Source organism: Streptomyces sp. NPDC056222, from assembly GCF_042264065.1.
GTDB lineage: Bacteria > Actinomycetota > Actinomycetes > Streptomycetales > Streptomycetaceae > Streptomyces.
The window spans coordinates 167,231-193,730 of sequence record NZ_JBHJTL010000002.1; the positions used below are offsets into that span (position 1 = coordinate 167,231).

Genomic DNA, 26,500 nt, shown 5'->3' on the forward strand with positions numbered 1-26,500 from the left:
GAGGTGGGCCCGGTCGGCCGGGCGAGCCCTCAGAGCACCCCCCGACCGGGTGCTGGTACCGGGACCTCGGCCGGCTCGTGTCCCGAAAGGTCCTCGGCGTCGTCGGCGTCGCGCTCGGCGTCGTCGTCGAGCGCTCGTCCCTTGGTCTCGGGGGCCGCCACCGCCATCCAGACGACGGACCCCACGACGGCCAGGGCGAGTACGGCGAAGGTGAGCGGCAGCCCCAGCAGCGGCCACATGACCGAGCCGAACAGCAGCGGGGCGAAGCCGGTGAGCACCCGGCTGAAGGACGATGCCCAGCCGAAGCCGCTGGCCCGCAGCAGCGTCGGGTACAGCTCGGACACATAGGCGTACATGGCGGGGATGGTCAGCTGCATCAGGAGGCCGAAGACCGCGATGGCGACGACGGATCCGGTCGGCATGTCCAGCATCAGCGCGAACGCCACGAGGGCGAGCGCGGCGAGCGGGGCCGTGGCTCCGATGAGCCATTTCCGGCCCACCACGTCGACCAGCGCGGTGGAGACCAGGACTCCGAGGATGCCCACGCCGCTCATCAGCGTCGTACTCATGAACGCGGCCGTGTCGCCGAGGCCCTGTTCCTTGAGGATGGACGGCATCCAGCTCAGCGCCGCGTAGTAGACGAGCATGACGCTGGCGAAGAGGAGCCATGCGGCTGAGGTGATACGCGGGCTGAACTTCCAGACGTCGCGGAGCTGTTCGTAGGCGGCACGGGGCCCCCTCGACCTGGACTCCTCCACCGGGGCGGGGATGACGTAGGGCTCGACCGGCGCTCCGGTACGGGCCACCAGATCGTCGATGACGGCGCGGGCCTCGGCCTCCCTGCCCTTCTTGCTGAGGTAGACCGGCGACTCCGGGATGCCCCGGCGCACCCAGAAGAGGAGCAGCGCCGGGAGGCTCATGGTGGCGAGCATCCACCGCCAGTTGTCGTCGAGTGTCAGCATCATGGTCGACACGAGACCGCACAGGGTCACGCCGACCGGCCACCACACGTCCAGCGCGGTGAGGACCCGCCCGCGGTACTTCCTCGGCGAGAACTCCGCCACCAGGGCGTAGTCGACGGGAATGCAGCCGCCGAGTCCGACGCCGGCGACGAATCGCAGGGCCAGGAAGACGGCGTAGTTCGGGGCGAAGGCTCCGAGCACCGAGAAAAGCGCGAAGATCAGCAGGGTGACGCTGAAGGCCTTCTTGCGGCCGATGCGGTCCGCGACCGCGCCCCAGACCACGGCGCCCAGGGCCATGCCGACCAGGTTGGCGGTGGCCACGAGGCCGCGCTGGGAGAGCGTCAGGTCGAAGTGCTCACCGAGCAGGGGCATCAGGAAGCCGTTGAGCGCGATGTCGTAGGCGTCGAAGAGGTAGCCGAGGCCGCCGATGATGAAGATCTTTCCCTGGACGCCCCATCTCCATGGGAGGTCCTGAACAATCTGGTCGCCTGTTTTCACGTTCGCTCCACGGGGGTGTTCGAGGGGGACGCGCCCGCGCGGGGCGGACACCGGGGGTGGAAGAGCGGGGTGGGGCTGGGGGTTGCCGGAAGGGAAGTGGCCCGAGTGGCCGGGTCAGCGGGCGAAGCGGTAGTCGTAGGCGCCCAGATCCGGGTCGTTGAGCGGAGTGCCGCTCCACAGCCAGTCGTAGGAGACGTCGGACTCTCCGTCGAAGCCGCGCTTGAGCAGCTCGTCGCGGGCCTCCTGACGAGGGCCGTCCGGGTAGTGGTAGAAGGTCTTGTTCTGCAGCGAGGCGTCCTGGACCATGCCGGCGTGCTTGGCGCGCCGGTCGACGTAGCGGCGCAGCGCGAGCTCGGTGCCGTCGACGGTGGTTCCGCCCAGTTCCTCGGCCAGGACCGCGGCGTCCTCCATGGCCTGGGAGGCGCCCTGTGCCTGGTAGGGCAGCATGGCGTGGCAGGCGTCGCCCAGGAGGGCTACGCGGCCGTCCACCCAGACCGGGTCGCGGCGGCGGTGGTAGAGGGCGAAGCTCATGACGTCGTCCTTGGCCTTGGACAGCATCGCCGCGACGCGGTCGTCCCAGCCGGGGTAGGCGTTCACGAGCTCGTCGGCGCCGGCCTGGGCGGTCCACTTCTCGGCGACGTCGTCGGTGCACGGGACGCATCCGACGACGTTGAGGTACTCACCGCCGCGGATCACGTAGTGGACGAGGTGCCGTTCGGGGCCGTACCAGATGGTGCTCTGGAAGCGGTCCATCAGGAATCGGGTCGCCGGGTCGGCGGCGATGAGGTCGCCCGGGATCAATGCCCGGAAGGCCATCTCGCCGGAGAACTGCAGCGTGTCGGGGAGGCCCATGAGGTCGCGGACGCGGGACCGGATGCCGTCGGCGCCGATCAGCACATCGGCTTCGAAGCGTCGGCCGTCCTCGGTCACGGCGGCGGGCCGTCGGGGGTTGCTGCGGTCCAGCTCGGTGACCGTGCTTCCGGTGTGCAGGGCGACGACCGGTCCGGGACCGGCCGGGTCGACGCAGGCGTCCGTGAGGACGCCGTGCAGGTCGGCGCGGTGGTAGTGCCAGTACGGGGCGTTGTAGCGCTGTTTGCAGGCGTCGCCGAGCTGGGTCAGCCCGATGATGCTGCCGTCCTTCCACCTGCGCCGCACCTGGTCCTGGGGCTCGGTGTGGATGGCCTCCAACTGCTTGCGCAGTCCGAGCCCGAGCAGGATGCGGCTCGCGTTGGGCGCCGTCTGGATGCCGGCGCCGATCTCGCCGAACTGCGGTGCCTGTTCGAGCACGGTGACGCCGAGGCCTCGCTGGCGCAGGGCCAGTGCGGCCGTCATCCCGCCGAGCCCGCCTCCGACGATGACGACTTCGAACGATTGGGTGGATGCCATGTGTTCTCCAGATGCGGGTGCGGCAGGGCGTGATCAGTGGTCGACGAGTCGGCCCGCGCTGACGACGTCCTGGTCGTCGACGGACACGGTGCAGCCCCGCATGGCGATGTCGAGGTGTGCGTACGACTCCCGGCCGAGAACGGGGTGCGGCCCGGTGGACCAGAGGAAGTTGCCGGCGAACGCCCGGGCGTCCATGCCCATCAGCTCTTCCTTGCCGTACAGGGCGGTGGCGAACCAGTCGGCGGTGCGCATCAGGCCCCAGCCCATGTGGGACAGGCTGCGCGCCCATTCGTCGTTCGCGTCGTCGAAGAACGTGTTCAGCAGATGGGCCTCGGCGCCGCCGGAGACCTTCTCGATGCGCCCGCCGGCGATCTCCAGGGTGACCGGCTGGCGTACGTACTCCTTGAACGGCAGCAGGATGTCGCCCTCGGCCAGCACGATCCGCCCGTCGGAGAACTGCGGCCAGCAGAGCACCATGGTGCTCGGCCAGTGGTCCCAGCGGCCCGGATCGTCGGCGAAGCCCACCTGGAACTCGGGCTTGGAGCCCGGCAGTTCGACGATCAGGTCGGTGCCGGCTTCGGAGGTCACCCTCATCGTGGAGGCACTCCTCACCAGCTCTACGCCCTTGAGGACCTCGGCCTTGTCCTCCGGCTTGGGCAGATTGCGGATGAGGACGTCCGGGGCGTCACAGACGAAGAGAATGCGGGTCCCGGTGCGCAGGATCTCCTGCTGGAGCGGGGCGTGGATGAAGCCTTCCCTCGTGAGGTCGACGACGAGGTCGGCGGCCTTGAGCAGCTCCTGGGCGGTGCTGTCGTTCAGCACCGCGGTCAGGCCGGGGCCGGCGCCGGTGTGGGTGCTGTCGGTGGGAGAGGGGTTCCCGCCGGGAACGGTGGCGGCGATGACATGGGCGCCACAGGCCTTCGCCGCTCCGAAGGCGGCGGCGACGTAGTCACCGCGACTGCTCGGCTCGGACAGGACGACGACGTGCTCGTCGGGCGTGAGCTTGCACAGCTTCAGCTCACGGGTGAACGCGTCGAGCAGATCAACAGAGGTGAGGTCGAACATGTCTCGCTCCTAGGGATGGGAGGTTGGTGAGACGGTTGGCCGCCGGTTCGGGCATACGAGTGAGGGCATGGATCAAGCCATGCGGAAGGAAGTCGACGTCGTGGGATGCGGCGCTCCGGAGCGCCGCCGACGGGATTAATCCGAGCACGTACGATCTCGCTCTGGCAAGAGGGCCGACCCGATTCAATTGCCGGCGCCTCCACCAACCGGCACGCCACATCACCACCAGACAGGCCTGACCTGGCCGTTTTCACGCACTCGCCTCACACCCTCGAATGAGGCCTCCGAATGGGCGGTGAAGACGAGGGGCGCGAACCCTTGCGCGGAGGCGACCGTACGTGCTCGGATCTTATTCATCCGCACCCGGACCACCTGCCCCGCGCGCCTCACCCCTGGCTGATTCCCGACGGCGCACGCCGCCCCCTGAGGAGGGCTCAGATGTAAACCGAATCCTTCACGTGCGACCGCGGAACGCGGCCGAGCGGGCAGCGATCCGCTGCCCACCGCTGCATGAACGGCCCCCATGTGCGCCTGGCTGTACGCCGAGGCGCGCCTTTGGAGGTCGGGCTTGCGCCTGCGGCGACGGCACTTGACTGCTGTTCACCTGGATGGGCGAGCGCACCGGCCCGCGGCGCCGGTACTTGCTGTCGCCCCCGCCGACTCCTCCGACCGCCGAGAGCCACCGACGCACTCGCATATGCCGCAGGTTCTTTCATGCACGACTCTGTTGCACCGGCTCCCGCGGTGGCAGTGTGTCGGTGCGCGGTCCTCGCAGTCCACCCCCGGAGACGGGATCGCGCGACGGCCCCGCCTGCCCCGAGCGGGCGGGGCCGCGCCGCCCCTCCCGACCTCCCCGCGGGAGGGTCCAGGCGCGTGCCGACGCCCTTGCCTCGAACCCGGTGGTGCTTCCTCAGGACAGCCCTGGAAGATGGCGACGTGCAGCTCCCCTACGTCCATCGCGTCACCAAGTACGACCCGGCCGACCGTGACGATCACGGGAACTACACCGGCACCGAGGACACCACCAGCGATCACGGCGAGATCGAGGCGGCCTATCTTCAGGCGGTCGAAGCGTTCGCCGCGGACAGCGACATCGACCGTCTGTGCGTTCGCGAGCCGGGGGTTTCGTCCCATGTCCATTTCGGTGTCGAGCCACCTCTGGAGGGCTTCGGGCTCGACGGGGTCGTTCCGAACGGTCTGCGCGGTTTTCACGACGGAGCCACGGTGCCCCTGGACATCGGGTTGGAGCTGGTGCGGCTCATGTTGCGCGAGAGTGGTGCCTGGTGCCGGCTCGAGGTGGAGGGCGCATTCGCCGTGCACGTCGGGTGGGACCAGTACCTCTACGTCGGCAGCAGCCGACCCTGCCGCATGGCACTTGCCCGGACCCGCGAACTCGGTCTGTTCCCCGAACGCCTGCACGCCTCTCCGTACGACTTCGAGCCCGAGGAGGAAGGGGTCCGACGACCGGCGGACGACGACTTCTGGGCCGATCTGCACCGGGCAGTCGCCTGCGGCCGCGCCGGACTCCTGGAAGAGGCATACGTCGACGGCGCCTCGCGATGGCATCGCCTCACCAGCGACAGGCTCGACGCGGTTCGCGCCGGGCTCGCACCCCGCGCCCGCCTGGCCGTGTGGCCGGACCTGTCCTCCGACATCGACGCGGTCCTCGGCGCCCTCCCCGCCGAGGGGCTCGTGGAGTGTGTCTGGCAGGACGAGGACGGCCGGATCCACAGCGCTGTCGTCGACGAGGACGACTTCCCGCAGCTGACTGCCCGGGTATCCGGTGCGGCCGCTGCCGCACTCCTGCCCGTAGATGCCGATGAACGTGTCGCTCTGCTCACCGCCGTCCTGCCTGACGGTGATGGGGTGGTACGGGCCCGCTGGCAGGCCGAGCCATCCCTCGACGGTTGGGCTCAGAGCCCCGGGCCTCCGAACGGATGAGAACCTTCGCGCTGCGCGACGGCGGGCGGCACGCCCCTGCCCCGAGGGCGAGCCGCCCCGGCCTCCGTGATGTCCGAACCACGGAGCGCGGGCAGAATTGACCTGAGGGTCCCGCTCCGCCGGTGAGTAACGCACTCGCCCTTCGGGCGTGCCCGGAAAGGGGGCCAGGTGTCCTCGCCTCGACCGGGGGGTCGGCCGCGGGACGAGCAGGCGCCCGGGCCTCTCTGGTCGGAACCCGGGACGCTGCTGGAACACGTGGCCGTGGCCGTGCTCGGCATCGACGAGGAGGGCCGGATCTGCTACTGGGGGCCCGGTGCGCAGCGGCTCTTCGGCTACGAGGCCGCGGACGTCCTGTCCCGGCCGGCCGCCGTCCTCTTTCCCGCCGCTCCCCTCGACGGGACCGGGGCGGCGGAGCGCCTCGCGGAGCGCGGCCGCACCTTGGGCTACTGGCGGACGCGCGTGCCGACGCTGCACCAGGACGGCAGGGTCTTCGACTGTGGGTTCCGGGTATTCCCGGTGACGGGCGCCGAGGGCGGCACCGTCATCCTGGGGCTGGCGAGCGAGAGCGAGGGGCTCGACCGGGTGAAGACCAACCTCGCCTTTCTCGACGCGCTCTTCGAGACGTGTCCGATCGGCCTCGTGATGCTCGACGAGAACCTGCGCTACGTCCATCTCAACCAGGCCCTGGCCGACATGGACGGGATCCCGATCGAGGACCACATCGGGCGGACCATGGAAGAGTTCATGATCACGTCCGACGGGGACGAGTACCAGCGCATGCTGCGGGCCGTCGCCGACGAGGGCCGGCCCGTCGTGAACGCGCTGGTCGTCCTGCGTACGCCGGGCCGCCCCGACCGGGACCACGTACGCTCAGTGAGCTTCTTCCCCCTCAGCCAGGCCGTCGGTACGCGCCCTGGCCTGGGCGGACTCCTCGTGGACGTCACCGACCGTGAGCAGGCCATCGTGGAGGCGGCCGCCGGGCGGCAGAGGCTGGCGTTGCTGGACCGGGCCGCGGCCCGCATCGGCGCCACGCTCGACGTGGACGTCACCGCCCGCGAACTGGTCGACGCGGTCGTTCCCGAGTTCTGCGACGCCTCCGTGGTGGAGGTCGTGGAGTGGGAGGACGAACGCGAGGTGTTCGATCCGGAAGCGGTGCTGGTCACCCGCCGGATCGCGGCCGGTACGTGCCTGCCGCCTCCCGCCCCCGAGCTGGTCGGTGGCCTGGAGCGCGTGACCTACCCGCCCGGCTCCAGCATCCACGAGACTCTCCGAACGGGCCGACCCGTCTGCTTCCCCGTCGACGCCGATTTCATGACCCGGACGGTCATCCACCAGGCCCGCGCCCAGCTCCTTGTCGACAGCGGTCTGACATCTCTGCTCATCGCTCCACTCATCGCGCGGGGCACGGTGCAGGGCATCGCCATGTTCGGCCGCTCCGACACCCGCCCGGACTTCACCGAGCAGGACCTCAGCCTGGCGGGCGAGCTCGCCTCGCGGGCCGCGCTGTGCCTGGACAACGCGCGGCTCTACAGCCGGGTCCAGGACATCGCGCTCACCCTCCAGCGGGAACTGCTGCCCACCGCGCTCGCGAACAGCCCGTCCGTGCGCGTCGCCCACCGCTATCTGCCCGGCAGCCACGTCACGGAGGTCGGCGGCGACTGGTACGACGTAATCGACCTGCCGGGCGGCCGCGTGGCGCTGGTGGTCGGTGACGTGATGGGGCACGGCGTGCCCGCGGCGGCGGCGATGGGGCGCCTGCGCATCACCGCCAAGGCACTGGCCCGCCAGAATCTGGAACCCGACAGTCTGCTCAGGGAGCTCGACGCCTGCGCAGAGGACGCCGGCATCGCGTACGCGACCTGTCTCTACATCCGCTACGACCCGACAACAGGCCTGGCCCGCATCGCGAACGCGGGTCACCTGCCGCCGCTGCGTCGCCGGGCGGACGGCACGGTCGAGTCGATCGACGAGGTGCTGGGGGTGCCGCTGGGCGTCGGCGACGTGCCGTTCCGTACGACGGAGATCGAGCTCCACGACGGCGACACCCTCGCGCTCTACACCGACGGCCTCGTCGAGGCGCGCGGCGTCGACATCGGCGAGGGAATGGCGGCGCTCGGGTCCCAACTCGCAGGTGCGACCGGCACGTTGGAGGAGACGGCGGACGACATCCTGGCGCGCATGCTGCCCGACACGCCCACCGACGACGCCGTGATCGTCCTCGCCCGGATCCGGCGTCAAGGCCCCGAACTCAGGCCGGGTGACCTGGACTGAAGTCGGAGACGTCGCTGAGACGCAGGAGGGCCGGCCGCCCGGCGCCCTCGGGTCGGACCGAGCCCTCGGGGTCGGCGACTCCCTCGGCTTCGGGCTGGGTCCCGTCTTCGGCGTCCGTGGCCTTGTCGGGTTCGGAGGCGCCTACCGCGACCGGGGTGAGCAGGAAGCCGACGTGGTCTCCGCCGTCCCACCGTTCCTCCACCCGACCGACGAACCAGGCGCGGGCGTCGGCGAGTACGGGCGCACCGCCGGGTCCGGTCCGCCACGTCACACGGGTGAACTTGTCGACCTCGTCGCCCGTCTCCTCGCCGAAGAGCCGTGCGGTCTCGATCTGCGCGCGGCGCAGGACGTGCACCGCGAGATGGGAGGAGCGGCAGGCGACCAGGTACGTGTGGTTGTTCCGGGACAGCCACACCGTGAAGCGCGCCGGTTCGATCGAGCACTGGGAGGCGAACCCCACGAGGCACCCGGCCCTCTCGCCGTCCCCTGCCGCCGCCGTCACGACGTACACCGGGTGGTCGAGCACGTCCGTGAACACGTCCAGTCCCGTCACGTTCGGCTCCTCTCGCCTCGTCGGGACCGATTCGACCACAGCCGTCGTCGTCCGGAAGCCGGGTTGCGCTGTCCGGCCCATGCGGGCCGCGCGTCCCAGCTGGGGTCGGGTCGGCTCGGGCCCCGAACGACACCGATCCGCTCCCGGGGACGGACGGCTCTCCCACCGCCGGTGGCACTAACCCCGCGGAACGTCCTTGACGAACACGATGCCGTCGCTGTCCGCCAGGTGGGCCGGGTCGATCGGGGAGTAGCCGAACCAGGAGGATTCGCGGGGCGCGGGCCGCGTATCGCAGAGGGCGGCGGCCAGCCGCGGGGCGTCGATGACGCAGCGGTCCTCCGGGAGCGCGTACAGGAGTCCTTCGACGGTGTCCGGCGGTGGGGTGTCCACTCCCTGGTGCCGGATCGTACCGAGGGCCGTGGCCAGGAAGGCGTACCCCTCGCCCAGGCTGGAGTTCACGATCGCGCCGGCGCTCCACCACTCCAGTCGCAGGTCGCCCAGCCGCATCGTGCTCTTGTTCCGCTGGAGGTGGCCGTTGTGGGCGAAGACCAGTGCCGGGCCCCGTTCGGCGAGGGCGAGGAGGTTGTCGGCCATCATCAGGCCGCGCAGGCCCACCAGCCGCGCCATGCGGCTCGGTGACGTGTCGGCCATCCAATGGTGGTAGCGCAGCAGGCCGGTGGCGGTGCGCCCGTACAGGCGCGCCCGGTCCCACTCCTCCCGCGACGTCGTCGTGATCAGATGCGGTGTCTGCTCGTCGAGCAGCGCCACCAGATCGTCGGCGAGCAGCCGCAGTTCCTTGGCCTCGGCCGACTGTCCGACGGACCGCGCAGGGTCCATCATCGCGGCGGAGTCGGCCCACCGGTCGTCGGCGCCGAGCAGGCGGTCGAGTGTGTCCGCGGTGCAGGGGAGCAGGTCCGCGTCCACGCCGGCCGCGAGGCAGTCGTGGAGCGCGATGAGGGCCTGCCGGGGGCTCTCGGCGCCGGTGATCTCCAGCGGGCCGTCGAAGCCGGCGAAGCGGAGCTGTTCGGACGGCTGTCGGCCGACGTTGTACTCCCGCATCCAGCGCACGAGTTCGCGGTTGGCCGCGGACGCGCCGAAGCCATGGGTGAAGCCGCGCTCCATGACCTCGTCGAGGGTGCCCGCGCCCGAGGTGACGTGGTCGTCCACGATCAGGCCCGCCAGGCAGCCGCTCTCGATCGTGATCGTCCGGTAGCCCTCCTCCTCGACGAGCTGTCGGAAGAGCGCGTTGCGCACGTCCAGCAGCGTGTCCTCGCCGTGGGTGGGCTCGCCCAGCGCGAGCAACCGCGGCCGGACCGGGAGCAGCCCCATGACGGCGGCGGCCTCGACGGCATGGGCGGTGTCCTTGATGTCGGTAGCCATGCCTTCAACGGTATCGTTGAACTTTCGATTGAAACTTTCGCACGACATCGACGGGATCATGGGTCGGAACCTTCAAAGCAGGGAGCGGCTCAGGCCGGTCGATCTGGCACGCGAGCACGGTCTGTCCACGCAGGCGATCAGGAACTACGAGGAGGCCGGCATCCTTCCGGCCGCCGGTCGCACCCCTCACGGTTACCGCACCTACACCCCGCTGCACGCGGGTGCACTTCGCGCGTTCCTCGCCCTCGTGCCCGGTCACGGCCATCGGACAGCGACGTCGATCATGCGGGCGGTGAACGAGGGCACGGCCGAGGATGCGTTCCGTCTCATCGACGAGAGCCATGCCCAGCTCCTCGACGACCGCCGGACCCTCCGGGCCGTGGAGAGCGCACTGCGCGACCTGGAGCCCGGTGCGGCATCCGAGCCGGCCTCGGTGTCCGGGCCTGGCGGCACGTTCATCGGGCCGCTGGCGGGAGAACTCGGCATCCGACCCGCGACGCTGCGCAAGTGGGAGCGCGCCGGTCTGGTGCGCCCGCGCCGCGACCCGCTGACCGGGTACCGCGTCTACGACGAAGCCGACGTACGGGACGCCCGGCTGGCCCACCAACTCAGGCGGGGCGGCTACCTGCTGGAGCAGATCGCCCCACTGATCGCACAGGTGCGGGCCGCCGGCGGACTGGAGCCGCTGGAGGCCGCACTGTACGACTGGCGCGGCCGACTGTCCGCCCGCGGGCGGACGATGCTGACGGGGGCCGCCGGCCTGGAGGCGTACCTCCGCGAACGCGGATGAGAGGTCGGTCGCCCGCCGAAGGGCGCGTGTCGCCCACCGACCGTTCGATCCCCGGCTGGTCGCAGGCCCGGTCCCGCGGCCGCACCTGGCCGGTCCCGCAGAGGGGTGCCGCCGCAGAGGGGTGCCGCCACCGCACACCTCACCGCCCACACAGGGGTGCGGCGGCACACCTGGCCGCCCGCACAGGGGTGCCGCCGCACACCTGGCCGGCCCCGCACGCCGCCGCGTGGGTCAGGGCCGCAGGGCCACCTTCAGATCGACGACGTAGTGCTCCTCGATCCAGCCGTCGGGGAACAGGGCGGTCAGGCGCCGATGCTCGTCGACGAGGAACGCGTCCGTGCCCGGTTCACCGATCAGGAAGAGGGAGTGGGTGGACAGCTTGGCCAGGTGGTCGTCGACGGAGATACGGCGCGACCAGGGCAGCAGCTGGGTCGCGAACTCCAGGCCGCCCTGGGAGCGGGGCCGTTGGTTGATGTAGAAGCCCGGACCGAAGCGCTTTTCGATCCGGGTGTGCTGGTCGGCGATCCACCCGACACGCAGGTCCGGGTCGTTCGACCAGACGGCCAGGGCGCCGCCGGGCCGCAGCACGCGCAGCGCCTCGGGTACGGCCCGATCGGGGTCGGTCCAATGCCAGGACTGGGCGTAGGTGAGCAGATCGAGGGAGCCCGTGGCGAGCGGCAGCCGGTTGCCGTCCCCGCGTACGAGAGGAATGCGCGGATTACGGCGGCGGAACTCGGCGGCCATCCCCTCCCCCGGTTCGACCGCGACCACCCGGGCCCCGTATGCGTCCAGCAGGGCGGTCGCGATACCGGTGCCCGCGCCGACATCGGCGACACGGGCACCGGCCGGGTCGCGGCCGGCGAGGTCCTTCAAAGCCTCGAAGAGCGTGGGCGGGTACGAAGGCCGGTGGGTGGCGTACCGCGCCGCGGCCGTGCTGAACGAAAGGGCGCGGGATCCGGTCACGGCGTCCATCGCCGGACCTCAGCCGCCGAACACGGTACGGACGATCACTCGCTGACGGTACATCGATCCCCCTTGACGCTCCGGTGCGTACATCCGGCAGATTCTCAGGCTCCCCGTATCACCCGCAACAGGGCATGTTCGGCCGGGCATCCGAGGTACGCATGGTCGGCGAGCCGAGTCGTAGGGCGAGCGCCTTCGTGCCCCGGGGTCCGCCTTCGGGAAACGCAGGCTTCCCGTCCGATCGGCGGTCTACCGTACGGACATACCGCGCTTCCTGCCGTGGTCACATGAGGAGGAACCCTGTGCCGTCGCCCTGCGACCCCGAGTACGCTCCCGCCGGCGATGTGGGTGCAGCGCTCATGATGATCGACTCCCGGCTCAAAGCCGTATACGACGCCAGGACCGAAAGCGACCCCGAACAGCAGCAGTTGATCGAACATTTCACCGCGTCCTTGACTCCCAGCGAGGCCGATGACGTGCTGGACGGCGCGTGCACGCTCGTCTTCATGTTCATGCAGTGGCTGCGGATGGCCTACGAGGATCACGACAAGGACGTCATCACGTACGTCGTGCCCAACCTCGTGGCCTCGATGCGCAAGATGCCCAGGAGTGTCCGCCCCGAGGCCATCCCCACCATGGCCGGCCTGCTCGTCGCGGCGGGCACCGGTCTGAGTCCCAGTCTGTGGCGCCGGCAGTACGGAGACTGGACCGAGGACGAGATGAACCCCCTGGAGGCCACCGCCTTCCTGCTCGCGGAACTCATCAACCGGCTCACCGACGACCGCGACTTCGCCACCCGCCTGATCACCGACGCCCTGTCCAGCGCCGACCAGGACTGACATCACTGCCCGCCGGGCACCCCGGCACCGGCCTTTCACGTCATGCCCCCAGGCCCACGTTCCGGCCGCGGCAGGTTCGCCCTGCGGCGAGGCCGCACCACCCCTCCCGACTCCTCCTCCGGGTGGGCGGGGGGCGCGCGCCCAGGCCCGCTGTCAGACCCTGATCGTACGGTCGTGGAGATGGGCCGGGCCTTGCCGGCCACCGGCGCAAGGGAGCAGTTCATGACAGAGATCAGCGTGGACAGGGAGCACCTGGATCGCCTCCTGGCCGACAGCGCCAGCGCGTACGGATCTCCGTACCAGCGGGCGTTCGCCGAGCTCGCCGTGACACACCGCGGGCGGCCCCCGGGCGAGATCCTGCCCCTGCTGCGCGCGGCCGCCGACCGTGCGCTGCTCGGGTTCGCCCCAGCCGATCTGCGCGAGCAGGCCGAGGCGATCAGCACCGGAGCCCCCTACCTCCTGCGGGTGCGAGTGACCGGCCACTGACCAGCCCCTGAGGCGAGTGCGGTCACGGGCGGGGCCGGAGAATGGGCGAGGGTGGCGCGGAGGTGCCCATGTGTCCGCTCCCGTCGTTCGCGCGTCTGCCGTTCCGGTCGTGGCACCCACACGTCGCTCCGTGAGGCGCGGCGACGGGGACGCGGGCATCGCCCTCGCAGGCGAGGAACCGCAGAGGTGGCGGTCGACCGTACGCCACCTCCCCCGTCACCGGTTCGCGGTCACACGTCCCAGGTGACCGGGAGACTCTTCACCCCGTAGATGTCCGCCGTCTCCGGCCGCAGGCCGACTTCTTCGGCCGGTACGGCCAAGCGCAGCGGGGGGAAGCGGTCGAGCAGTGCGGAGAACGCGACCCGCATCTCGATGCGGGCCAGCTGCTGGCCCAGGCACAGATGGATGCCATGGCCGAAGGCCAGATGTGCGCCGTCCCGCCGGTGAAGGTCGAGCACGTGAGGATCGGCGAAGCGTTCGGGGTCGCGGTTGGCGGTGTTGTACGACAGGACGACCGTCGTGCCGGCCTCGATGATCTGGCCGCCCACCTCGACGTCCTCAAGTGCCGTCCTCATGAACGTCTTGGCTACGCTCAGATACCGCAGCAGCTCCTCCACGGCCTGGTCGGTGAGCGCGGGGTCGGCGCGCAGCGCGGCCAGTTCCGCCGGGTGCCGGAGCAACGCGAAGGTGCCGAGGGACAGCATGTTCGCGGTGGTGTCGAATCCGGCCGCCAGCAGGATCAGGCTGATCCCCTGCAGCTCCTCGTCGGTGAGGTCGCTGTCGGTGAGTTCGCTGAGCACGTCGTCGGTGGGGTTCTCGCGCTTGGCGGCCACCAACTGTGCGAGGTAGTCCTGGGTCGCGGTGTAGGCCGCCATCAGGTCCTCGTCGTTCGTCTCCCCGTTCATGAACTTGTCGATCTGTTCCTGGAAGGAGTCCCGGTCCTCGTAGGGCACCCCCAGCAGCTCGCAGATGATGATGGTGGGGATGGGCTTCGCGAACGCGGTCACCAGGTCCGCCGGCGGTCCGGTCTTCTCCATGGCGTCCAGGCATTCGGTGGTGATCCGCTCGATGCGTTCGGTGAGCAGGCGCATCCGACGTGCGGTGAACTTGCCCACCAGCGGCTTCCGGTAGCGACCGTGCTGAGGCTCGTCCATGAGGAGGAACTCGCCGGGCGGCGCCGGAGGGATCTCGAAGTCGACCACGTTCAGGAGCTCTTTGCGCGAGCTGAACCTCGGGTCGGCCAGGACCGACCTGACCAGGTCGTATCCGGTGATCATCCAGCCGGGCTTCCCGCCGGGGTGTGTGTAGCGGCTGATGGGGCCGTGCCGGCGGGCATCGATCAGCTCCGTCGGCGGGTCGAAGGGGCAGCCGGGCCGACGCTCCGTCGGCAGCGTCGTGACGGTGTGGAGGGATTCACTCATGGCCATTCCTCGTCTCGCGACATCTCGTGTTTGACGCATCGCGAAAGCTACGTTGCATTCGGAGTTCCGTCAATCTCCTGGAAGGAGTATCCCCAGGTAGAAGGCGGTAAATTGATGCAATGACGTTGAGAGTGAATGCAACGCATCATTGCAATGGATCGCGGTGAAGGCAATACTGACGACATGCCAGGAGGACGGTTGACCCAGCAGGACCGCCAGCGCATCGCGGCCGGACTCACCGACGGGCTCTCCTACGCCGAGATCGCCAGGCGGCTCGACCGGTCGACCTCGACGATCAGCCGGGAGATCGCCCGCAACGGCGGCCCCCGCGACTACCAGCCCCAACAGGCGCACGGGGCGACTCTCCAGCGCGCGCGGCGCGGCCCACCGGCACCCCCGCGCGCGGCGCGCGTGCCGGGCGGCACGGTGGAGGAGGAGATCATCGAACTGGCGGTCAGATCGGGGCTGCCGAGGATGACGGCGCGCGTGCATGTCGACCTGTTGCTGTCCGAGCACGGCAGGCGCACCGCGGCCGAGCTGACCCGCAGGCTGACGGTCAGCCCGGCCTCCGTCTCCGTGGCCGTGAACTTCCTGGTCCAGCAGGGCTACGTCCGGCGTGAGCGCGATCCGCAGCGGCGTCGCGACATCTACGTGGTCGACGACGACGCCTGGTACCACTCGATCGTGATCAGCTCACGACAGACGCTCGAGTCGGCACAGGCTGCGATGGCGGCGGCGGAGACGCTCGGGCTGGACACGCCCGTGGGGCAGCGACTGGCCAAGGTGGGGACATTCCTCGAGCGAGTCACCGAGGACGTGACGGAGTCGGCCGACCGCTGGCGCGCGCTCCTGGCGTGAAGGCTCTCTCCCCTCGTACCGCGCGGCGATCCGAGACGCCTGCGCGAGCCTTCTCGAACGTCAGGCGGGCGATCGGCCGACCGGCCGGTCCCGGACCAGTGGGGCGATGGGCCCCGTTCCATGCGTACGGCCAGAGTCCCGCCTCGACGAACTCCTGCGGGTCGGCGTGCCCGGCGTGCCCGGCGAGCCGGTCGTACGGCAGCCGGGGCCGGCCTCCGTACCGCAACGTCGACCTGACCGGCGGTCAGATAGCGGTCGTTCCCGCGCAACCACCGCCGTCCCGTCCGGAAACCTGATTGGCCGGCCGCCGCCGAGCTGCGATGATGCATGATTCCCAGACGGAGGACATTTGTTCTTTTTTGTGTGCGCGGGATGCGGTGCCGAGCTGACCACCTCGCTCTCCCAGGTAGCCCTTCCGGCCCATGCCCATCAGAGGTACGGCAACGGCCTTCAGCTTCCGGTACTCATGGCCCCGGGCACGTTCGCCGTGAACCCTGAGCCCTGGGGGCCGCCGTGGCGACGGTGGGAGGAGATCCATCCGGACGAGGCGACCGCCCGCGGTGTCTACGCGCCGGTCCACGCCCTGTCCGACGGCGCGCCCGGCGCGATCGTCATCGCACCCGGAGACACCCGCAACACCCGGCTCATCCCGGAGAAGCGTGGCGGCGCCTGCTGCGGCCTCGACGCGGGCGACGGCCCCAACATGGCCTGCGAGGCCTGCGGCCTGCCCGTGGCGACCCGGATCGACGACTGCTCGCTCTGGCAGGCGGTATGGCTCGCACCCGACGCCGTGCGTCGTCTCCCCGTCGACGGTGCCGACACCGAACCGCTGTCCTGGACGGAGCTGATGGCGGCGGAGAAGGGCACGCCTCCGTTCGAACCCATCTCCACGTGGGGGTCACGGCTGGGGTCGAACCCCTTCTGGTCGTGGAGCCCGCAATGGGAGGCCGCGGCCGGCCGGGCACTCGCTCATCTCCTGGTGGCCTCGGAGCGTCGGCCGGTGACGGTCCCGGACGGCCTGATCGGGGAGCTGTTCCAACGAACCCTCGACGCTCTGCTACCCGCGGGCGCGTCGGCGCGGCGCGCAGTCCTGGCCGGACCGGGACGGCCCGCCCCCGACGAGGGAGCCGACATCCTCCTCGTACCGAGCCATCCCCGGACGGGGCAGGCCTGGGCCCCGGCCGACTCGGACGGCCCGGCCGCCTCGGCGTACCTGGTGCCCTTGCCGGTCGGGGTGTGGCTGTGGCTGGCGTTCCCCGAACCGCATCTGCCCGCCCCCACATCGGGCGGCATCCCCGACGGCGTCCTCCGAGACGACCTCGACCCACCCATGTCGCGCCCCGACCACCCGTTCGGAGCCGACGTGGGAGTGTTCCGACACACCTTGGTCCGGCTGCCGGCCGTCCGCAGCTCTTGGCTGCGGGAGATCCTCGAGAACCGCACACGGCGCCTCATCTAGCCCGCTCCCGGTTCCCTCGTCGGCCAGGCCGACGCCTCCGCGACCGGGCGCTGCGCGGCGGGCGGACCCGTCGCTGTACGCGGATCCGGCGCTGTCGGCGGACGCGTCACTATCGGCGGACCCGTCGCTGACGGCGGATCCGGAACTGCAGGGGCAACGAATGACGCGGGTGTCGTTCGAGCGGCGAAAGGTAAGGGAACAGAGCTTCACCCACTGATGCGGTGGCGCGACATCGCGACCCGGAGCAGCCGACGCTCTCGCAGCACCGTGAGCGTGGGATTCGACGGCAGAACCTAGCCGGTGTTGTCCGCGCGGAAGGCTCGCCGGTAGGCGGCGGGCGTGGTGCGCAGGGCCTCGTGGAAGCGGCGGCGCAGGTTGACGGCCGAGGAGAGGCCGACCCGGTGCGCGATGGTTTCCACGGGCAGGTCGGTCTCCTCCAGCAGCGCCCGGGTGGCGGCGATCCGCCGGTCCAGCAGCCAGCGCCCGGGACTGATGCCCAGCTGCTCGGTGAAGCGCCGGGTCAGCGTGCGGGCCGAGACCTGCGAGCGGACCGCCATGTCGGCGACGCTGACCGGCTGGTCAAGGCGCCCGGCAAGCCACTCGAGGAGCGGGGCCAGCGAGTCGGTCACCGGTCCGGAGGTGGGCAGTTCGGCGTACTGCAGCTGGCAGCCCTCGCGGTGCGGCGGCATCACCATCTGCCGGGCGATGCGCATCGCGTACGCGGCGCCCTGGTCGACGCTCACCAGGTGCAGGCAGAGGTCCACGCCGGCCGCCGATCCGGCGCTGGTGGCGACGTCGCCGTGGTCCACGTAGAGCACCGCGGGGTCGACCCGGACCTGCGGGAACCGGGCGGCCAGCTCGGTGGCCCGGGCCCAATGGGTGGCGGCCCGCCGACCGTCCAGGAGTCCGGCGGCTGCGAGCACGAAGGCGCCCGAGCAGATGCCGACGATCCGCGCACCGCGCCGGTGCGCCCGGCGGACCGCCGTGACCAGGGCCGACGGCACCTCGGTGCCGACCGGCTGCTGCCAGCCGGGGACCAGCACGGTGTCCGCCCGCTCCAAGGCGTCCAGGCCAGTGGTGACGAGCATGTCGTAGCCGGCCTGGGTGCGCACCGGACCGGGGTGTTCGGTGCAGACCTCGAACGCGTAGCGGGCGGGGATCGCCGGGCCGTGGTCGCCGAACACCTCGGTCGCGCAGGCCAACGGGAAGGTCGACTGCGGCGGCTGGACCAGGGCCACGACCCGGTGCGGCGCCGGGGACTTCGGCAGCGAACGAAGCGTCATGGCGCGAAAGTACCCCTTCATGTCGTTCAGGACACTGGGTTGAACCGATTGGTCCAGTCCAATATCTGTGCTGTGACCACCGCACACACGCAGAAGCAGACCCAGACCGAGGCCGAGACCAAGACCGATTCTGCCCAGGCCACCCAGACCGACCGGACAGATCCGCAAGCCTCCCGGCCGCCCGCCCGGCCCCCCTTGTGGGACCGGCGCTTCACGCTCTACTTCACCGCCCGCGCGGTCTCGCTGTTCGGCGACGCGATGATGCCGGTGGCCGCCGCGCTCGCGGTCGGCCCGCTGTACGGGATCTCCGGGGTCGGCTTCGTCCTCGGCGTCTGGACCGGGACCTTCGTCCTCCTGGTCCTGTTCGGCGGGGTGTTGGCCGACCGGTTCGGCGCCCGCCGGATGATGGTCGGCGCGGACCTCGTCCGGGTGCTCACCCAAGGTGTGCTGGCTGCCGCGTTCTTCGCCGGGGCGCCGCCGTTCTGGCTGCTGGTGGCCATGGCGGCTCTGGCCGGTGCGGCCGTCGCGATGTTCCTGCCGGGGGTGAACGGGATGGTCCCGCTGGTCGCCCGCGAGCCGCAGCGGGCCAATGCCACGCTCAAGGTGGCCGACGCGCTCGCGCATCTGCTCGGCCCGGCCTTGGCGGGGCTCCTGATCGCGCTGACCAGCGCCGGGACCGTGTACGCGATCGACGCCGGCACCTTCCTGCTCAGTGCCCTGTGCCTGGTGCTCATCCGGCTCGCCCCGGCCGCCGCGCGCACGGACACAGCGGACGGAGCCGACGCCGACTCCCTAGTTCACAGCGGCAGTTCACTTCGCCGGGACCTGCGCCAGGGGTGGCAGGAATTCCGCGCCCGCACCTGGATGTGGGCGGTGATCCTGATCTGGGTGGTGTTCGGCGTGCTGCTCTTCGGCCCACTGGTATCGCTCAGCTCGACGCTGATCGGAGCCCGGCTCGGTCCGAACGCCTACGGCCTTGTGGTCTCCTTCCTCGGCGTCGGAACGGTGCTCGGCGGCCTGCTGGCTCTGCGGGTGCGCCCGGCCCGGCCACTGGCCGCCGGAGCGGCGGCGATGGCGCTCTACACCCTGCTGCCGCTCTGCGTGGCGCTGGGCGCCGGTCTGCCGGTGCTGCTGGCGGGCCACGTGCTCGGCGGTGGAGCCTTGGCGTTCTGGTCGGTGATGTGGGCGACCAGCGTGCAGACCCACACCCCACCCGCGGTGCTGAACCGGGTGAGCGCGTACGAGCTGGCCGGCTCGGTGTCCGGGATCGCGCTCGGCCAGATACTGGCGGGGCCGGCCACCGCACTGGCCTCCCCGGAACGGATGCTGCTGGTGTCGGCCGGCGTCTGCCTGGCGGGCTGCGTGGCGCTGTTCGCGACCCCGGCCATCCGCACCCTGCGCCGCGCTGCTCTCACGGACAGCGGCAAACCGGGAGCGCCGGGCGGATCGGACAGCCCGGACAGCCCAGACAGCCCGCCAAGCCCGAGCGGACCGCGCAGCCCGCACAGCCCGGACAGCCCAGACGGCCCGGACGAGAACTGAGCGGCCCCACAACGCCGTTACGCCGCGCACCGCCTCGCCCACGATTCGTACAACGGCAGAGCAATCGATAGGGTCCATGGTCACGACCGCACCCCGTTCGATCCACGGGCCGGTCAGGGCTCTGCCGCGGTCTGTGGCACCTCCACGACTGCCTTGCCGAACCCTGCCTGCCCGGGCCCTGGAACACGGGGGCGATCCTCACGGCGGGGCAGTCGGCCCGGCCGACGGGACAGGAGGAAAAGTGGCACAGATCATTGCCGAGGTCTCACGGACGTTCAACGAGTTTCTGCTCCTGCCGAACCGGACCCGGACCGACTGCTCGCCTGCGACGGTCGACCTGCGCACACCCCTGGTGCGCCACATCGTCGGTGAGGCGTCGGCGATCGAGCTGCACTCCCCCTTCACGTCCGCGATCATGCAGGCCGTCGGTACACCGGAACTCGCGATCGCGCTCGCTCGCAACGGCGGACTGAGTTTCCTGCACCACAACCAGCCGGTCCACGACCAGGCCGCAGCAGTCCGCCAAGTGAAGAATTTCAAGGCCGGATTCGTCACCAGCGACACCAACCTCCGCCCCGACGACAGCCTGGGTCTCCTGGTCGAGATCATGCGCCGCACGGGTCACAGCACCGCCGCGGTCACCCATGACGGGACCGCCACCGGCCGCCTGCTCGGCCTGGTGACCTCCCGCGACTTCCACCCTCAACGTCATGACCTGACCGAACCGGTCAGCGGGCGGATGACCGCCATCGCCGACCTGCCGCATGTCGGGCCCGACACCACGCTCTCCGAGGCCAACGCCCGGCTCTGGGACGAACGGCTGGACTGCCTGCCCGTACTCGACGGCGAGGGCAACCTGCAGCATCTGGTGTTCCGATCCGACTACACGGACAACAAGCGTTTCCCGAACCAGGCCGTGGACGCCGCCAAGCGCCTGCGTGTCGGGGCCGGCGTCAACACCCATGACTACCAGGAGCGCGTCCCGGCCCTGGTGGAGGCGGGCGTGGACGCACTGTGCTTCGACTCGTCAGACGGCTACAGCGACTGGCAGGCGCAGGCCCTGACCTGGGTGAAGAAGCACTATCCCGAGATCCCGATCGGCGGTGGCAACGTGGTGGACGGCGAGGCCTTCACCTTCCTCGCCGAGGCCGGGACGGACTTCGTCAAGGTCGGCGTGGGCGGCGGTTCCATCTGCATCACCCGCGACCAGAAGGGAATCGGCCGCGGCCAGGCCAGCGCCGTACTGGACGTCGCGGCGGCAAGGGACGCATTCCGCGAGCGTACCGGCGCGTACGTGCCGATCTGCTCCGACGGCGGGCTGGTGCACGACTACCACGTGGCACTGGCGCTGGCAATGGGCGCCGACTTCGTCATGATGGGGCGCTACTTCGCGCGTTTCGACCAGGCGGCAGGCGCGAAGCTGGCCACCCGTGACGGCTTCGTGAAGGAGTACTGGGGCGAGGGTTCGAACCGAGCCCGAAACTGGCAGCGCTATGGCCAGGGCGGTCAGGGGCTGGTCTTCGAGGAAGGCGTGGACGGTTACGTCCCCTACGCGGGTGACCTCGACGAAGGGCTCGCCCTGACCGTCGCCAAGCTCAAGACCACGATGGTCTCCTGCGGTTCGGCCACCCTGCCGGAGTTCCAGTCCACGGCCAGGCTGACCCTCGTCTCGGACCAGAGCTTCCAGGAGAGCCACGCCAACGTCACTCTGCGGGACACCCCGGCGACGGTCTCCTGACCAGACGCAGAGGTACGTCGGGTCCGGTCGTTCACGAGCGCGCGGCCGGACCGGTCACTGGATCCGGAGGGGGACGTCCGAGGGGGACGGACGACTGTCCGTCCGAGCCCTCGGCGGAGAGGCGCGGTCGCGCCCCGACCCAAGTCAGTACTCGGATGTCAGGACGGGGCGAGGACGCAGAACTCGTGGCCCTCCGGGTCGGTCAGGCACGTCCACGGGACGTCGCCCTGGCCGACGTCGAGGTCGGTGGCGCCGAGGGCGCGCAGCCGGGCCACCTCCGACGCTTTGTCGTCATCGGGGGACGGCAGCAGGTCGAGATGGACACGATCCGGCACGGTCTTCACGTCGGGCGTGCGGAGGAACTCGAGATACGGGCCGACGCCCTTGGCGGAGCGAAAGACCGCACTCCCGTCGGTCACCTCGTGCAGGGTCCAGTCCAGCGCCTCACCCCAGAAGCGGGCCATGGCCCGCGGATCCGAGCAGTCGACCACGACCGCGGCGATCGGCCCGGTGTCCCGGTAGACCTCGCGAGGCTCCAGGACGCAGAATTCGTTGCCCTCGGGGTCGGCGAGGACCGTCCACGGCACGTCGCCCTGGCCCACGTCTGCGGGCGTCGCACCGAGAGCCTGAAGACGCGCCACCAACTCCGCCTGATGGGCCACGGAGGTGGTGGCGAGATCGAGGTGCACACGGTTCTTGGTTGTCGTCTTGGGTTCCGGGACGGGAACGATGTCGATGCAGACGGCGACCGGGTCCGGCCAGACGAGGTCGCCGGCGGGTCCGACATAGGTGGTCACGCCGGGCCGGAAGACACTCCAGCCGAGCGCCTCCGCCCAGAACCGGCCAACTGCCAAGCCATCGAGAGCCTTGATGTTCACCTGAACAGGTCGCAGTCCCATGCCGGCGATCCTATGCGCCCTCTCTGCACCGACAGCCTCAGGTTCCGACGGATCTTGGGAGTCGTCACCCCGTGCTCGCTCAGCCGGCGTGGAGAATCCGAAAGCGATCAGGTTCCGCCGGATCCCGATCAACGACCTGAACCGGCGCCCAAACCCATTGCCACACGTTGATGCCTGGCGTGCGGGAGAACTGGATCTGCCCGCGCGTACCTTCGACCGCGACGCGCGCCCAGGACCCGGCAGTTCGCGCCCGGTCCACGCCGTGCGACCGGAGCACATCGGCGAGGACTGCGACCGTGTCGTAGCCCTCGAAGGCGACGAAGGAGGGCGCTTCGCCCAGCCGCTCACGGAGGGCCGTTTCGACCCGTGTACCGAGGGGGCTGAGGCGCTCGGGCAGGTAGCGCAGGAACGGGATCGCGGCGCTGTCATCACCCAGCAAGGTCGCCCATTCGGCGAACTCCGGCTGTCCGGCCGGAGCACCGATCGTGATCTCGGCGAGCCGCGGATCGCGGCGGACGGACGTGACGATCGGCACTGCCGGCTCCGGGTGGCCGACCAGAAGAAGGAGGGCTGTCGCGCGATTGTCGACGAGTTCGTCGCACAAGGCCGTGGGAGTGAGGGCGCGTGCGTCGAGTTCGATGACGGTGCCGCCGCGTGGAGCGAGATGGTCCCGAAGGATGCGCGCACCAGCCGCCCAGTAGACACTCGGCTCGGCCGCTACGGCGATTCGACGGTGGCCGGCGCTCAGGAGGAAGTCCGCGTAGATCTGCCAGCCGTGGGACTGCGCAGGGGCGAGGCGCGCGACCCATTCCGTGGGCTCCTCGGTGAGCGTGTCGAGAACCGCCGACGAGCAGAGGAACGGCAGGCCGAGGGCGTCGGCCCTGGCAGCAGCGGCGCGGGCGACGACGCTGTGGTACTCCCCCGCCAAGGCGTCCACGCCCAGGCGCGCCAATTCATCCACGGCCGCCGCGGCCCTCTGCGGATCAGCCGCGGTGTCCCGGACCACCAGCTCGAGCGGCCTTCCGACGATCCCACCGTCGTCATTGACTTCGCGAACGCCCAACTCGAGTCCAGCGAGCAGGTGTTGCCCTGCCTCAACCCATCCAGGCCGAGTGAGCGGAACGAGGGCACCGATCCGGACGGCTGATGCGTCATTCGGCTCCGCGCCAGGCGGCGATGGTGGCGTAGTCATGGGTTGGAGTCTCCCGCGTGACGATTCGGCCGCAGTGGGCGCGGATCGGTCGGTGAACGTCAGTGATGCCGAGAGTAGTTGAACCGAGTGCGGCCGGCTTCGGTACGTCCGCCGAAGCGGCCGTCGGGACGGCGATAGCGCACCGCTGGTTCAAGATCGGGCACGGCCGAACGACTGTGCCGGTATGCGTCAGTTGAGCCCCAGAGGGAGACCAACGATGAGCGGGCTTCCCGGGGCGTCGCCCGAGTCGGCACTGCCGCCGTCAACGGCGCTCAGCACTCGGTCGCCGCTCTACGAGACCGCGAGCACCCAACTCGCCCTCATCTCCTGAAACTTGACGACTAACACCGTTAGCCCTAACGTGACGCCACACGGCTAACGCCGTTAGCCGCATCGCTCGATAGGTGGAAAGGGACGCCGCAATGAACACCGCCACGGCCGACAGCGCCCCGCGCGACAGTGTCCCGACCCGGCCCCTCCGGTGTCCCGGGATCGCCGCATCCCCGCTCCCACCCACCGTACGGATGACACTTCCCGGACCCCGACGGCTCAGCAGGATCGCTTTCACGGGGACGGCCCGCCGTGGCTGACCGCGCGCAGCAGATCATGGCCGCCGCCCGCGAACTGCTCGACTCCGAGGGGCCGGATGCGTTGTCGATGCGGCGCATCGCCGAGCGCGTCGGCATCCGGGCGCCTTCCCTGTACAAGCACTTCCCCGACAAGGCCGCCGTCGAAGCCGGGCTCCAGGCGCAGGGGATGACCCTGTTGGCGGAGGACCTCGAGGCCGCCGAAGCCGAGATCGGCATCGAACAGCCCCTGCTCGTGCTCGCGCGCGCCTACCGACGGCACGCCCTCGCCGGCCCGCACCTCTACCGCATCACCCACACTCGGCCGCTCGTTCGCGCTGCTCTTCCCGACGGACTCGAAGATCGCGCGGCGACGCCGCTGGCCCGCGCGGTGCACGGCGACATCGAGATCGCGCGCTCGTTCTGGGCCTTCGCGCACGGCATGGTCGTACTCGAACTCGACGGCCGCTTCCCGCCCGGCGCAGACCTGGACGCCGCCTGGCGCACCGGCTGCGACGCGTTCGCCCAGGCCATCCCGGACAGGCACCGGGGAGACACCGGATGACAACGATCACTGGACAACCCGCCACCGGCACGGCCCGCACGCGCCGCCCCTGGGCCGGGACCGAGACCTCGACGGAGTGACCATGGATTTCGCCTACCTGCCCAGTCCTTCGACCGGGGTCCTGCACCTCGGCCCCGTTCCGTTGAGGGCATACGCCTTCTGCATCATCCTGGGCGTGCTCGTGGCCGTCTGGCTCGGCAACCGGCGCTGGGTTGCGCAAGGCGGCGAACAGGGCGTCATCGCCGACATCACCATGTGGGCAGTGCCGTTCGGCATCGCCGGTGGACGGCTGTACCACGTGATGACCAGCCCTGACGCGTACTTCGGCGAACACGGTGAGCCGATCCGTGCCCTGTACGTGTGGGAGGGCGGGCTCGGCATCTGGGGCGCCATCGCCTTGGGCGGGGTCGGCGCGTGGATCGGCTGCCGTCGCCGCCGGATCCCGTTGTCCGCGTACGCGGACGCGGTCGCCCCTGGCATAGCCTTGGCCCAGGCGATCGGCCGGTGGGGCAACTGGTTCAACCAGGAACTCTACGGCCGCCCCACCACGCTCCCCTGGGGCCTGGAGATCGACCCCGCGCACCGCCCGTCCGACATGCTCGACATCGCGACGTACCACCCCACCTTCCTCTACGAGTCCCTCTGGGACATCGGCGTCGCCGCACTGGTCCTCTGGGCAGCCCGCCGGTTCGCCCTCGGTCACGGCAGGACCTTCGCCCTGTACGTCGCGGCCTACACGGTCGGCAGGTTCTGGACCGAGTACCTGCGCATCGACGAGTCCCACGCGTTCCTCGGCCTGCGCCTGAACGGCTGGACCTCCGTCGTGGTCTTCGCGGGCGCCATCGCCTACCTCGCCGTATCGACCCGCCGCCACCCGGGCACCGACGACGTGTCACGCCCCAAGAACGAGGGCGCGCACGACGACGAGCCGCGCCCGGGCGTCGCCCTCAAGACGGGAGGCGGTGACGCAGGATGACGCGTGACACCGCCGGCCGGGCGCTGTCCACGGAGCGGGGACTCGCCTCGGCACGTCCGCACGGGATGAGGCCCCGGTCCACCCGTATGTGCGGCCTGTGAAGGTGCACCATCCCGTCAGCGGGCAGTTCCGCCCGCGCACGCTGCAGGAGCGCGACGTACACGCGACGAGCACCTGATGAAGGCGGCCACCGCCTCCGCCCACCAGGAACCGCCATGAGAGGCGACGTCTTAGTCGGCAACCCCCAGAGTCCTTAGCGCCTCATAGGCCTCGCGCCTCTCTGAAAAGTTCGTCGATCGTCGTGGTGCCACCGCGACGATCGACGCGAACGGCGTTTCTGCGAAGCGCTCGACGGCAATCTTGGCGAAGAGGGGCAGCCCCTCGGCGTCCGCTCCGGCGAGCCGATCACGGTGCAACAGGAACTGCGTCTCCGGATCGCGGCGCACAAGATGCCCGGGGACGTAGTAAAGATCCGCCTCCGAGAACTCCGCCTCCGTGATGTCCAGCGCCCATTCCGTCGCCGGGTCCGCCTCAGATGTGGAAGTCAGGTACCGACTGGCCCGGTTACGGCGCACCCAAGTGCGAATGTTCGGGGCCGCAGCAACGGCTGGATCCGCGGCAACCGCCTTCTTTCTCGTCCCGCATCAGCGGCCCCGCCCTACGAGATCGGCGAGCAAGCGTGGGCCGCGCCTCGTGGCCAGGGCGAGCTCCATCCATTGCACCATGTCGATCGGCTCGGCCGACGGCTGATAGAAGTCCGCCCAGTACGCCCCCGGCTCCTGAACCTCAGACGGTCGCAACCCGAACTCGGACGGCGCCTCTTTGACGGCAAGGTCAGTTTCGCTGGACAGCGCCATATGTTGATGG

Annotated in this window: 23 protein-coding genes; 11 read left to right on the plus strand and 12 right to left on the minus strand. The window is 70.4% G+C overall.

Annotated features, from left to right (window positions below; all coding sequences use genetic code 11):
• Positions 1–29: 29 nt before the first annotated feature.
• From ACFC0D_RS01955 to ACFC0D_RS01965, 3 genes are all read right to left on the minus strand, one after another.
• A complete protein-coding gene (locus tag ACFC0D_RS01955; protein WP_376430505.1) occupies positions 30–1,460 on the minus strand; it encodes an MFS transporter in 1,431 nt (476 codons plus the stop codon).
• Positions 1,461–1,574: 114 nt separating this feature from the next.
• Positions 1,575–2,846, minus strand: coding sequence for an FAD-dependent oxidoreductase (locus ACFC0D_RS01960; protein WP_376430506.1), 1,272 nt, complete (start codon positions 2,844–2,846; stop codon positions 1,575–1,577).
• 33 nt (positions 2,847–2,879) lie between these two features.
• Positions 2,880–3,911, minus strand: coding sequence for a hypothetical protein (locus ACFC0D_RS01965; protein WP_376430507.1), 1,032 nt, complete (start codon positions 3,909–3,911; stop codon positions 2,880–2,882).
• 936 nt (positions 3,912–4,847) lie between these two features.
• On the opposite strand from ACFC0D_RS01965, the gene ACFC0D_RS01970 reads away from it, so the two are divergent.
• Together ACFC0D_RS01970 and ACFC0D_RS01975 are read left to right on the plus strand one after the other, a co-directional pair.
• Complete coding sequence (locus tag ACFC0D_RS01970) at positions 4,848–5,852, plus strand: RNA-binding protein (protein WP_376430508.1); 1,005 nt, start codon at positions 4,848–4,850, stop codon at positions 5,850–5,852.
• 168 nt (positions 5,853–6,020) lie between these two features.
• Positions 6,021–8,123 carry a SpoIIE family protein phosphatase gene (locus ACFC0D_RS01975; RefSeq protein WP_376430509.1) on the plus strand — a complete coding sequence of 701 codons (2,103 nt, stop codon included), beginning with the start codon at positions 6,021–6,023 and terminating at the stop codon, positions 8,121–8,123.
• On the opposite strand, the gene ACFC0D_RS01980 is transcribed toward ACFC0D_RS01975, so the two are convergent.
• On the minus strand, positions 8,101–8,676 hold the full coding sequence (locus tag ACFC0D_RS01980) for a flavin reductase family protein (RefSeq protein ID WP_376430510.1): 576 nt from the start codon (positions 8,674–8,676) through the stop codon (positions 8,101–8,103). The two genes, ACFC0D_RS01975 and ACFC0D_RS01980, sit on opposite strands and share 23 nt — an antisense overlap.
• Positions 8,677–8,853: 177 nt before the next feature.
• Entirely contained in the window at positions 8,854–10,056 is a 1,203-nt protein-coding gene (locus ACFC0D_RS01985) for an erythromycin esterase family protein (RefSeq protein ID WP_376430511.1), read from the minus strand.
• A 58-nt stretch (positions 10,057–10,114) separates the two neighbouring features.
• On the opposite strand from ACFC0D_RS01985, the gene ACFC0D_RS01990 reads away from it, so the two are divergent.
• Positions 10,115–10,846 (plus strand): TioE family transcriptional regulator, encoded by a 732-nt coding sequence (locus tag ACFC0D_RS01990; RefSeq protein WP_376430512.1) that lies wholly within the window; start codon positions 10,115–10,117, stop codon positions 10,844–10,846.
• 231 nt (positions 10,847–11,077) lie between these two features.
• Here ACFC0D_RS01990 and ACFC0D_RS01995 read toward each other — a convergent pair whose 3' ends face one another.
• The gene (locus ACFC0D_RS01995) at positions 11,078–11,818 is read right to left on the minus strand and encodes a class I SAM-dependent methyltransferase (RefSeq protein WP_376430513.1); all 741 of its coding nucleotides are present in this window, start codon (positions 11,816–11,818) and stop codon (positions 11,078–11,080) included.
• A 293-nt stretch (positions 11,819–12,111) separates the two neighbouring features.
• On the opposite strand from ACFC0D_RS01995, the gene ACFC0D_RS02000 reads away from it, so the two are divergent.
• The gene (locus ACFC0D_RS02000) at positions 12,112–12,648 is read left to right on the plus strand and encodes a hypothetical protein (RefSeq protein WP_376430514.1); all 537 of its coding nucleotides are present in this window, start codon (positions 12,112–12,114) and stop codon (positions 12,646–12,648) included.
• A gap of 222 nt (positions 12,649–12,870) precedes the next feature.
• On the plus strand, positions 12,871–13,134 hold the full coding sequence (locus ACFC0D_RS02005; RefSeq protein ID WP_376430515.1) for a hypothetical protein: 264 nt from the start codon (positions 12,871–12,873) through the stop codon (positions 13,132–13,134).
• A gap of 230 nt (positions 13,135–13,364) precedes the next feature.
• On the opposite strand, the gene ACFC0D_RS02010 is transcribed toward ACFC0D_RS02005, so the two are convergent.
• The gene (locus ACFC0D_RS02010) at positions 13,365–14,555 is read right to left on the minus strand and encodes a cytochrome P450 (protein WP_376430516.1); all 1,191 of its coding nucleotides are present in this window, start codon (positions 14,553–14,555) and stop codon (positions 13,365–13,367) included.
• A gap of 183 nt (positions 14,556–14,738) precedes the next feature.
• On the opposite strand from ACFC0D_RS02010, the gene ACFC0D_RS02015 reads away from it, so the two are divergent.
• Both ACFC0D_RS02015 and ACFC0D_RS02020 read left to right on the plus strand, forming a co-directional pair.
• Positions 14,739–15,413 carry a helix-turn-helix domain-containing protein gene (locus ACFC0D_RS02015; RefSeq protein ID WP_376430517.1) on the plus strand — a complete coding sequence of 225 codons (675 nt, stop codon included), beginning with the start codon at positions 14,739–14,741 and terminating at the stop codon, positions 15,411–15,413.
• A 349-nt stretch (positions 15,414–15,762) separates the two neighbouring features.
• On the plus strand, positions 15,763–16,872 hold the full coding sequence (locus tag ACFC0D_RS02020; protein ID WP_376430518.1) for a hypothetical protein: 1,110 nt from the start codon (positions 15,763–15,765) through the stop codon (positions 16,870–16,872).
• A 293-nt stretch (positions 16,873–17,165) separates the two neighbouring features.
• Here ACFC0D_RS02020 and ACFC0D_RS02025 read toward each other — a convergent pair whose 3' ends face one another.
• Positions 17,166–18,155: a GlxA family transcriptional regulator gene (locus ACFC0D_RS02025; RefSeq protein WP_376430519.1), complete on the minus strand. Its 990-nt coding sequence runs from the start codon at positions 18,153–18,155 to the stop codon at positions 17,166–17,168.
• 72 nt (positions 18,156–18,227) lie between these two features.
• Here ACFC0D_RS02025 and ACFC0D_RS02030 point away from each other — a divergent pair, with 72 nt between their 5' ends.
• On the plus strand, positions 18,228–19,697 hold the full coding sequence (locus ACFC0D_RS02030; protein ID WP_376430520.1) for an MFS transporter: 1,470 nt from the start codon (positions 18,228–18,230) through the stop codon (positions 19,695–19,697).
• Positions 19,698–19,938: 241 nt separating this feature from the next.
• Positions 19,939–21,435 carry an IMP dehydrogenase gene (locus tag ACFC0D_RS02035; RefSeq protein WP_376430521.1) on the plus strand — a complete coding sequence of 499 codons (1,497 nt, stop codon included), beginning with the start codon at positions 19,939–19,941 and terminating at the stop codon, positions 21,433–21,435.
• Positions 21,436–21,593: 158 nt separating this feature from the next.
• Here the strand turns inward: ACFC0D_RS02035 and ACFC0D_RS02040 are convergent, their stop codons facing one another.
• Positions 21,594–22,334, minus strand: a complete 741-nt coding sequence (locus tag ACFC0D_RS02040; RefSeq protein ID WP_376430522.1) for a VOC family protein — start codon at positions 22,332–22,334, stop codon at positions 21,594–21,596.
• 79 nt (positions 22,335–22,413) lie between these two features.
• Positions 22,414–23,526 carry an ABC transporter substrate-binding protein gene (locus ACFC0D_RS02045; protein ID WP_376430523.1) on the minus strand — a complete coding sequence of 371 codons (1,113 nt, stop codon included), beginning with the start codon at positions 23,524–23,526 and terminating at the stop codon, positions 22,414–22,416.
• A 606-nt stretch (positions 23,527–24,132) separates the two neighbouring features.
• Between ACFC0D_RS02045 and ACFC0D_RS02050 the strand changes: the two genes are divergently transcribed.
• Together ACFC0D_RS02050 and lgt are read left to right on the plus strand one after the other, a co-directional pair.
• Positions 24,133–24,657, plus strand: coding sequence for a TetR/AcrR family transcriptional regulator (locus ACFC0D_RS02050; protein WP_376430552.1), 525 nt, complete (start codon positions 24,133–24,135; stop codon positions 24,655–24,657).
• Positions 24,658–24,739: 82 nt separating this feature from the next.
• Complete coding sequence (gene lgt, locus ACFC0D_RS02055; RefSeq protein ID WP_376430524.1) at positions 24,740–25,633, plus strand: prolipoprotein diacylglyceryl transferase; 894 nt, start codon at positions 24,740–24,742, stop codon at positions 25,631–25,633.
• 230 nt (positions 25,634–25,863) lie between these two features.
• On the opposite strand, the gene ACFC0D_RS02060 is transcribed toward lgt, so the two are convergent.
• Both ACFC0D_RS02060 and ACFC0D_RS02065 read right to left on the minus strand, forming a co-directional pair.
• The gene (locus tag ACFC0D_RS02060) at positions 25,864–26,208 is read right to left on the minus strand and encodes a hypothetical protein (RefSeq protein WP_376430525.1); all 345 of its coding nucleotides are present in this window, start codon (positions 26,206–26,208) and stop codon (positions 25,864–25,866) included.
• A 69-nt stretch (positions 26,209–26,277) separates the two neighbouring features.
• A complete protein-coding gene (locus ACFC0D_RS02065) occupies positions 26,278–26,490 on the minus strand; it encodes a hypothetical protein (protein ID WP_376430526.1) in 213 nt (70 codons plus the stop codon).
• Positions 26,491–26,500 lie beyond the last annotated feature (10 nt).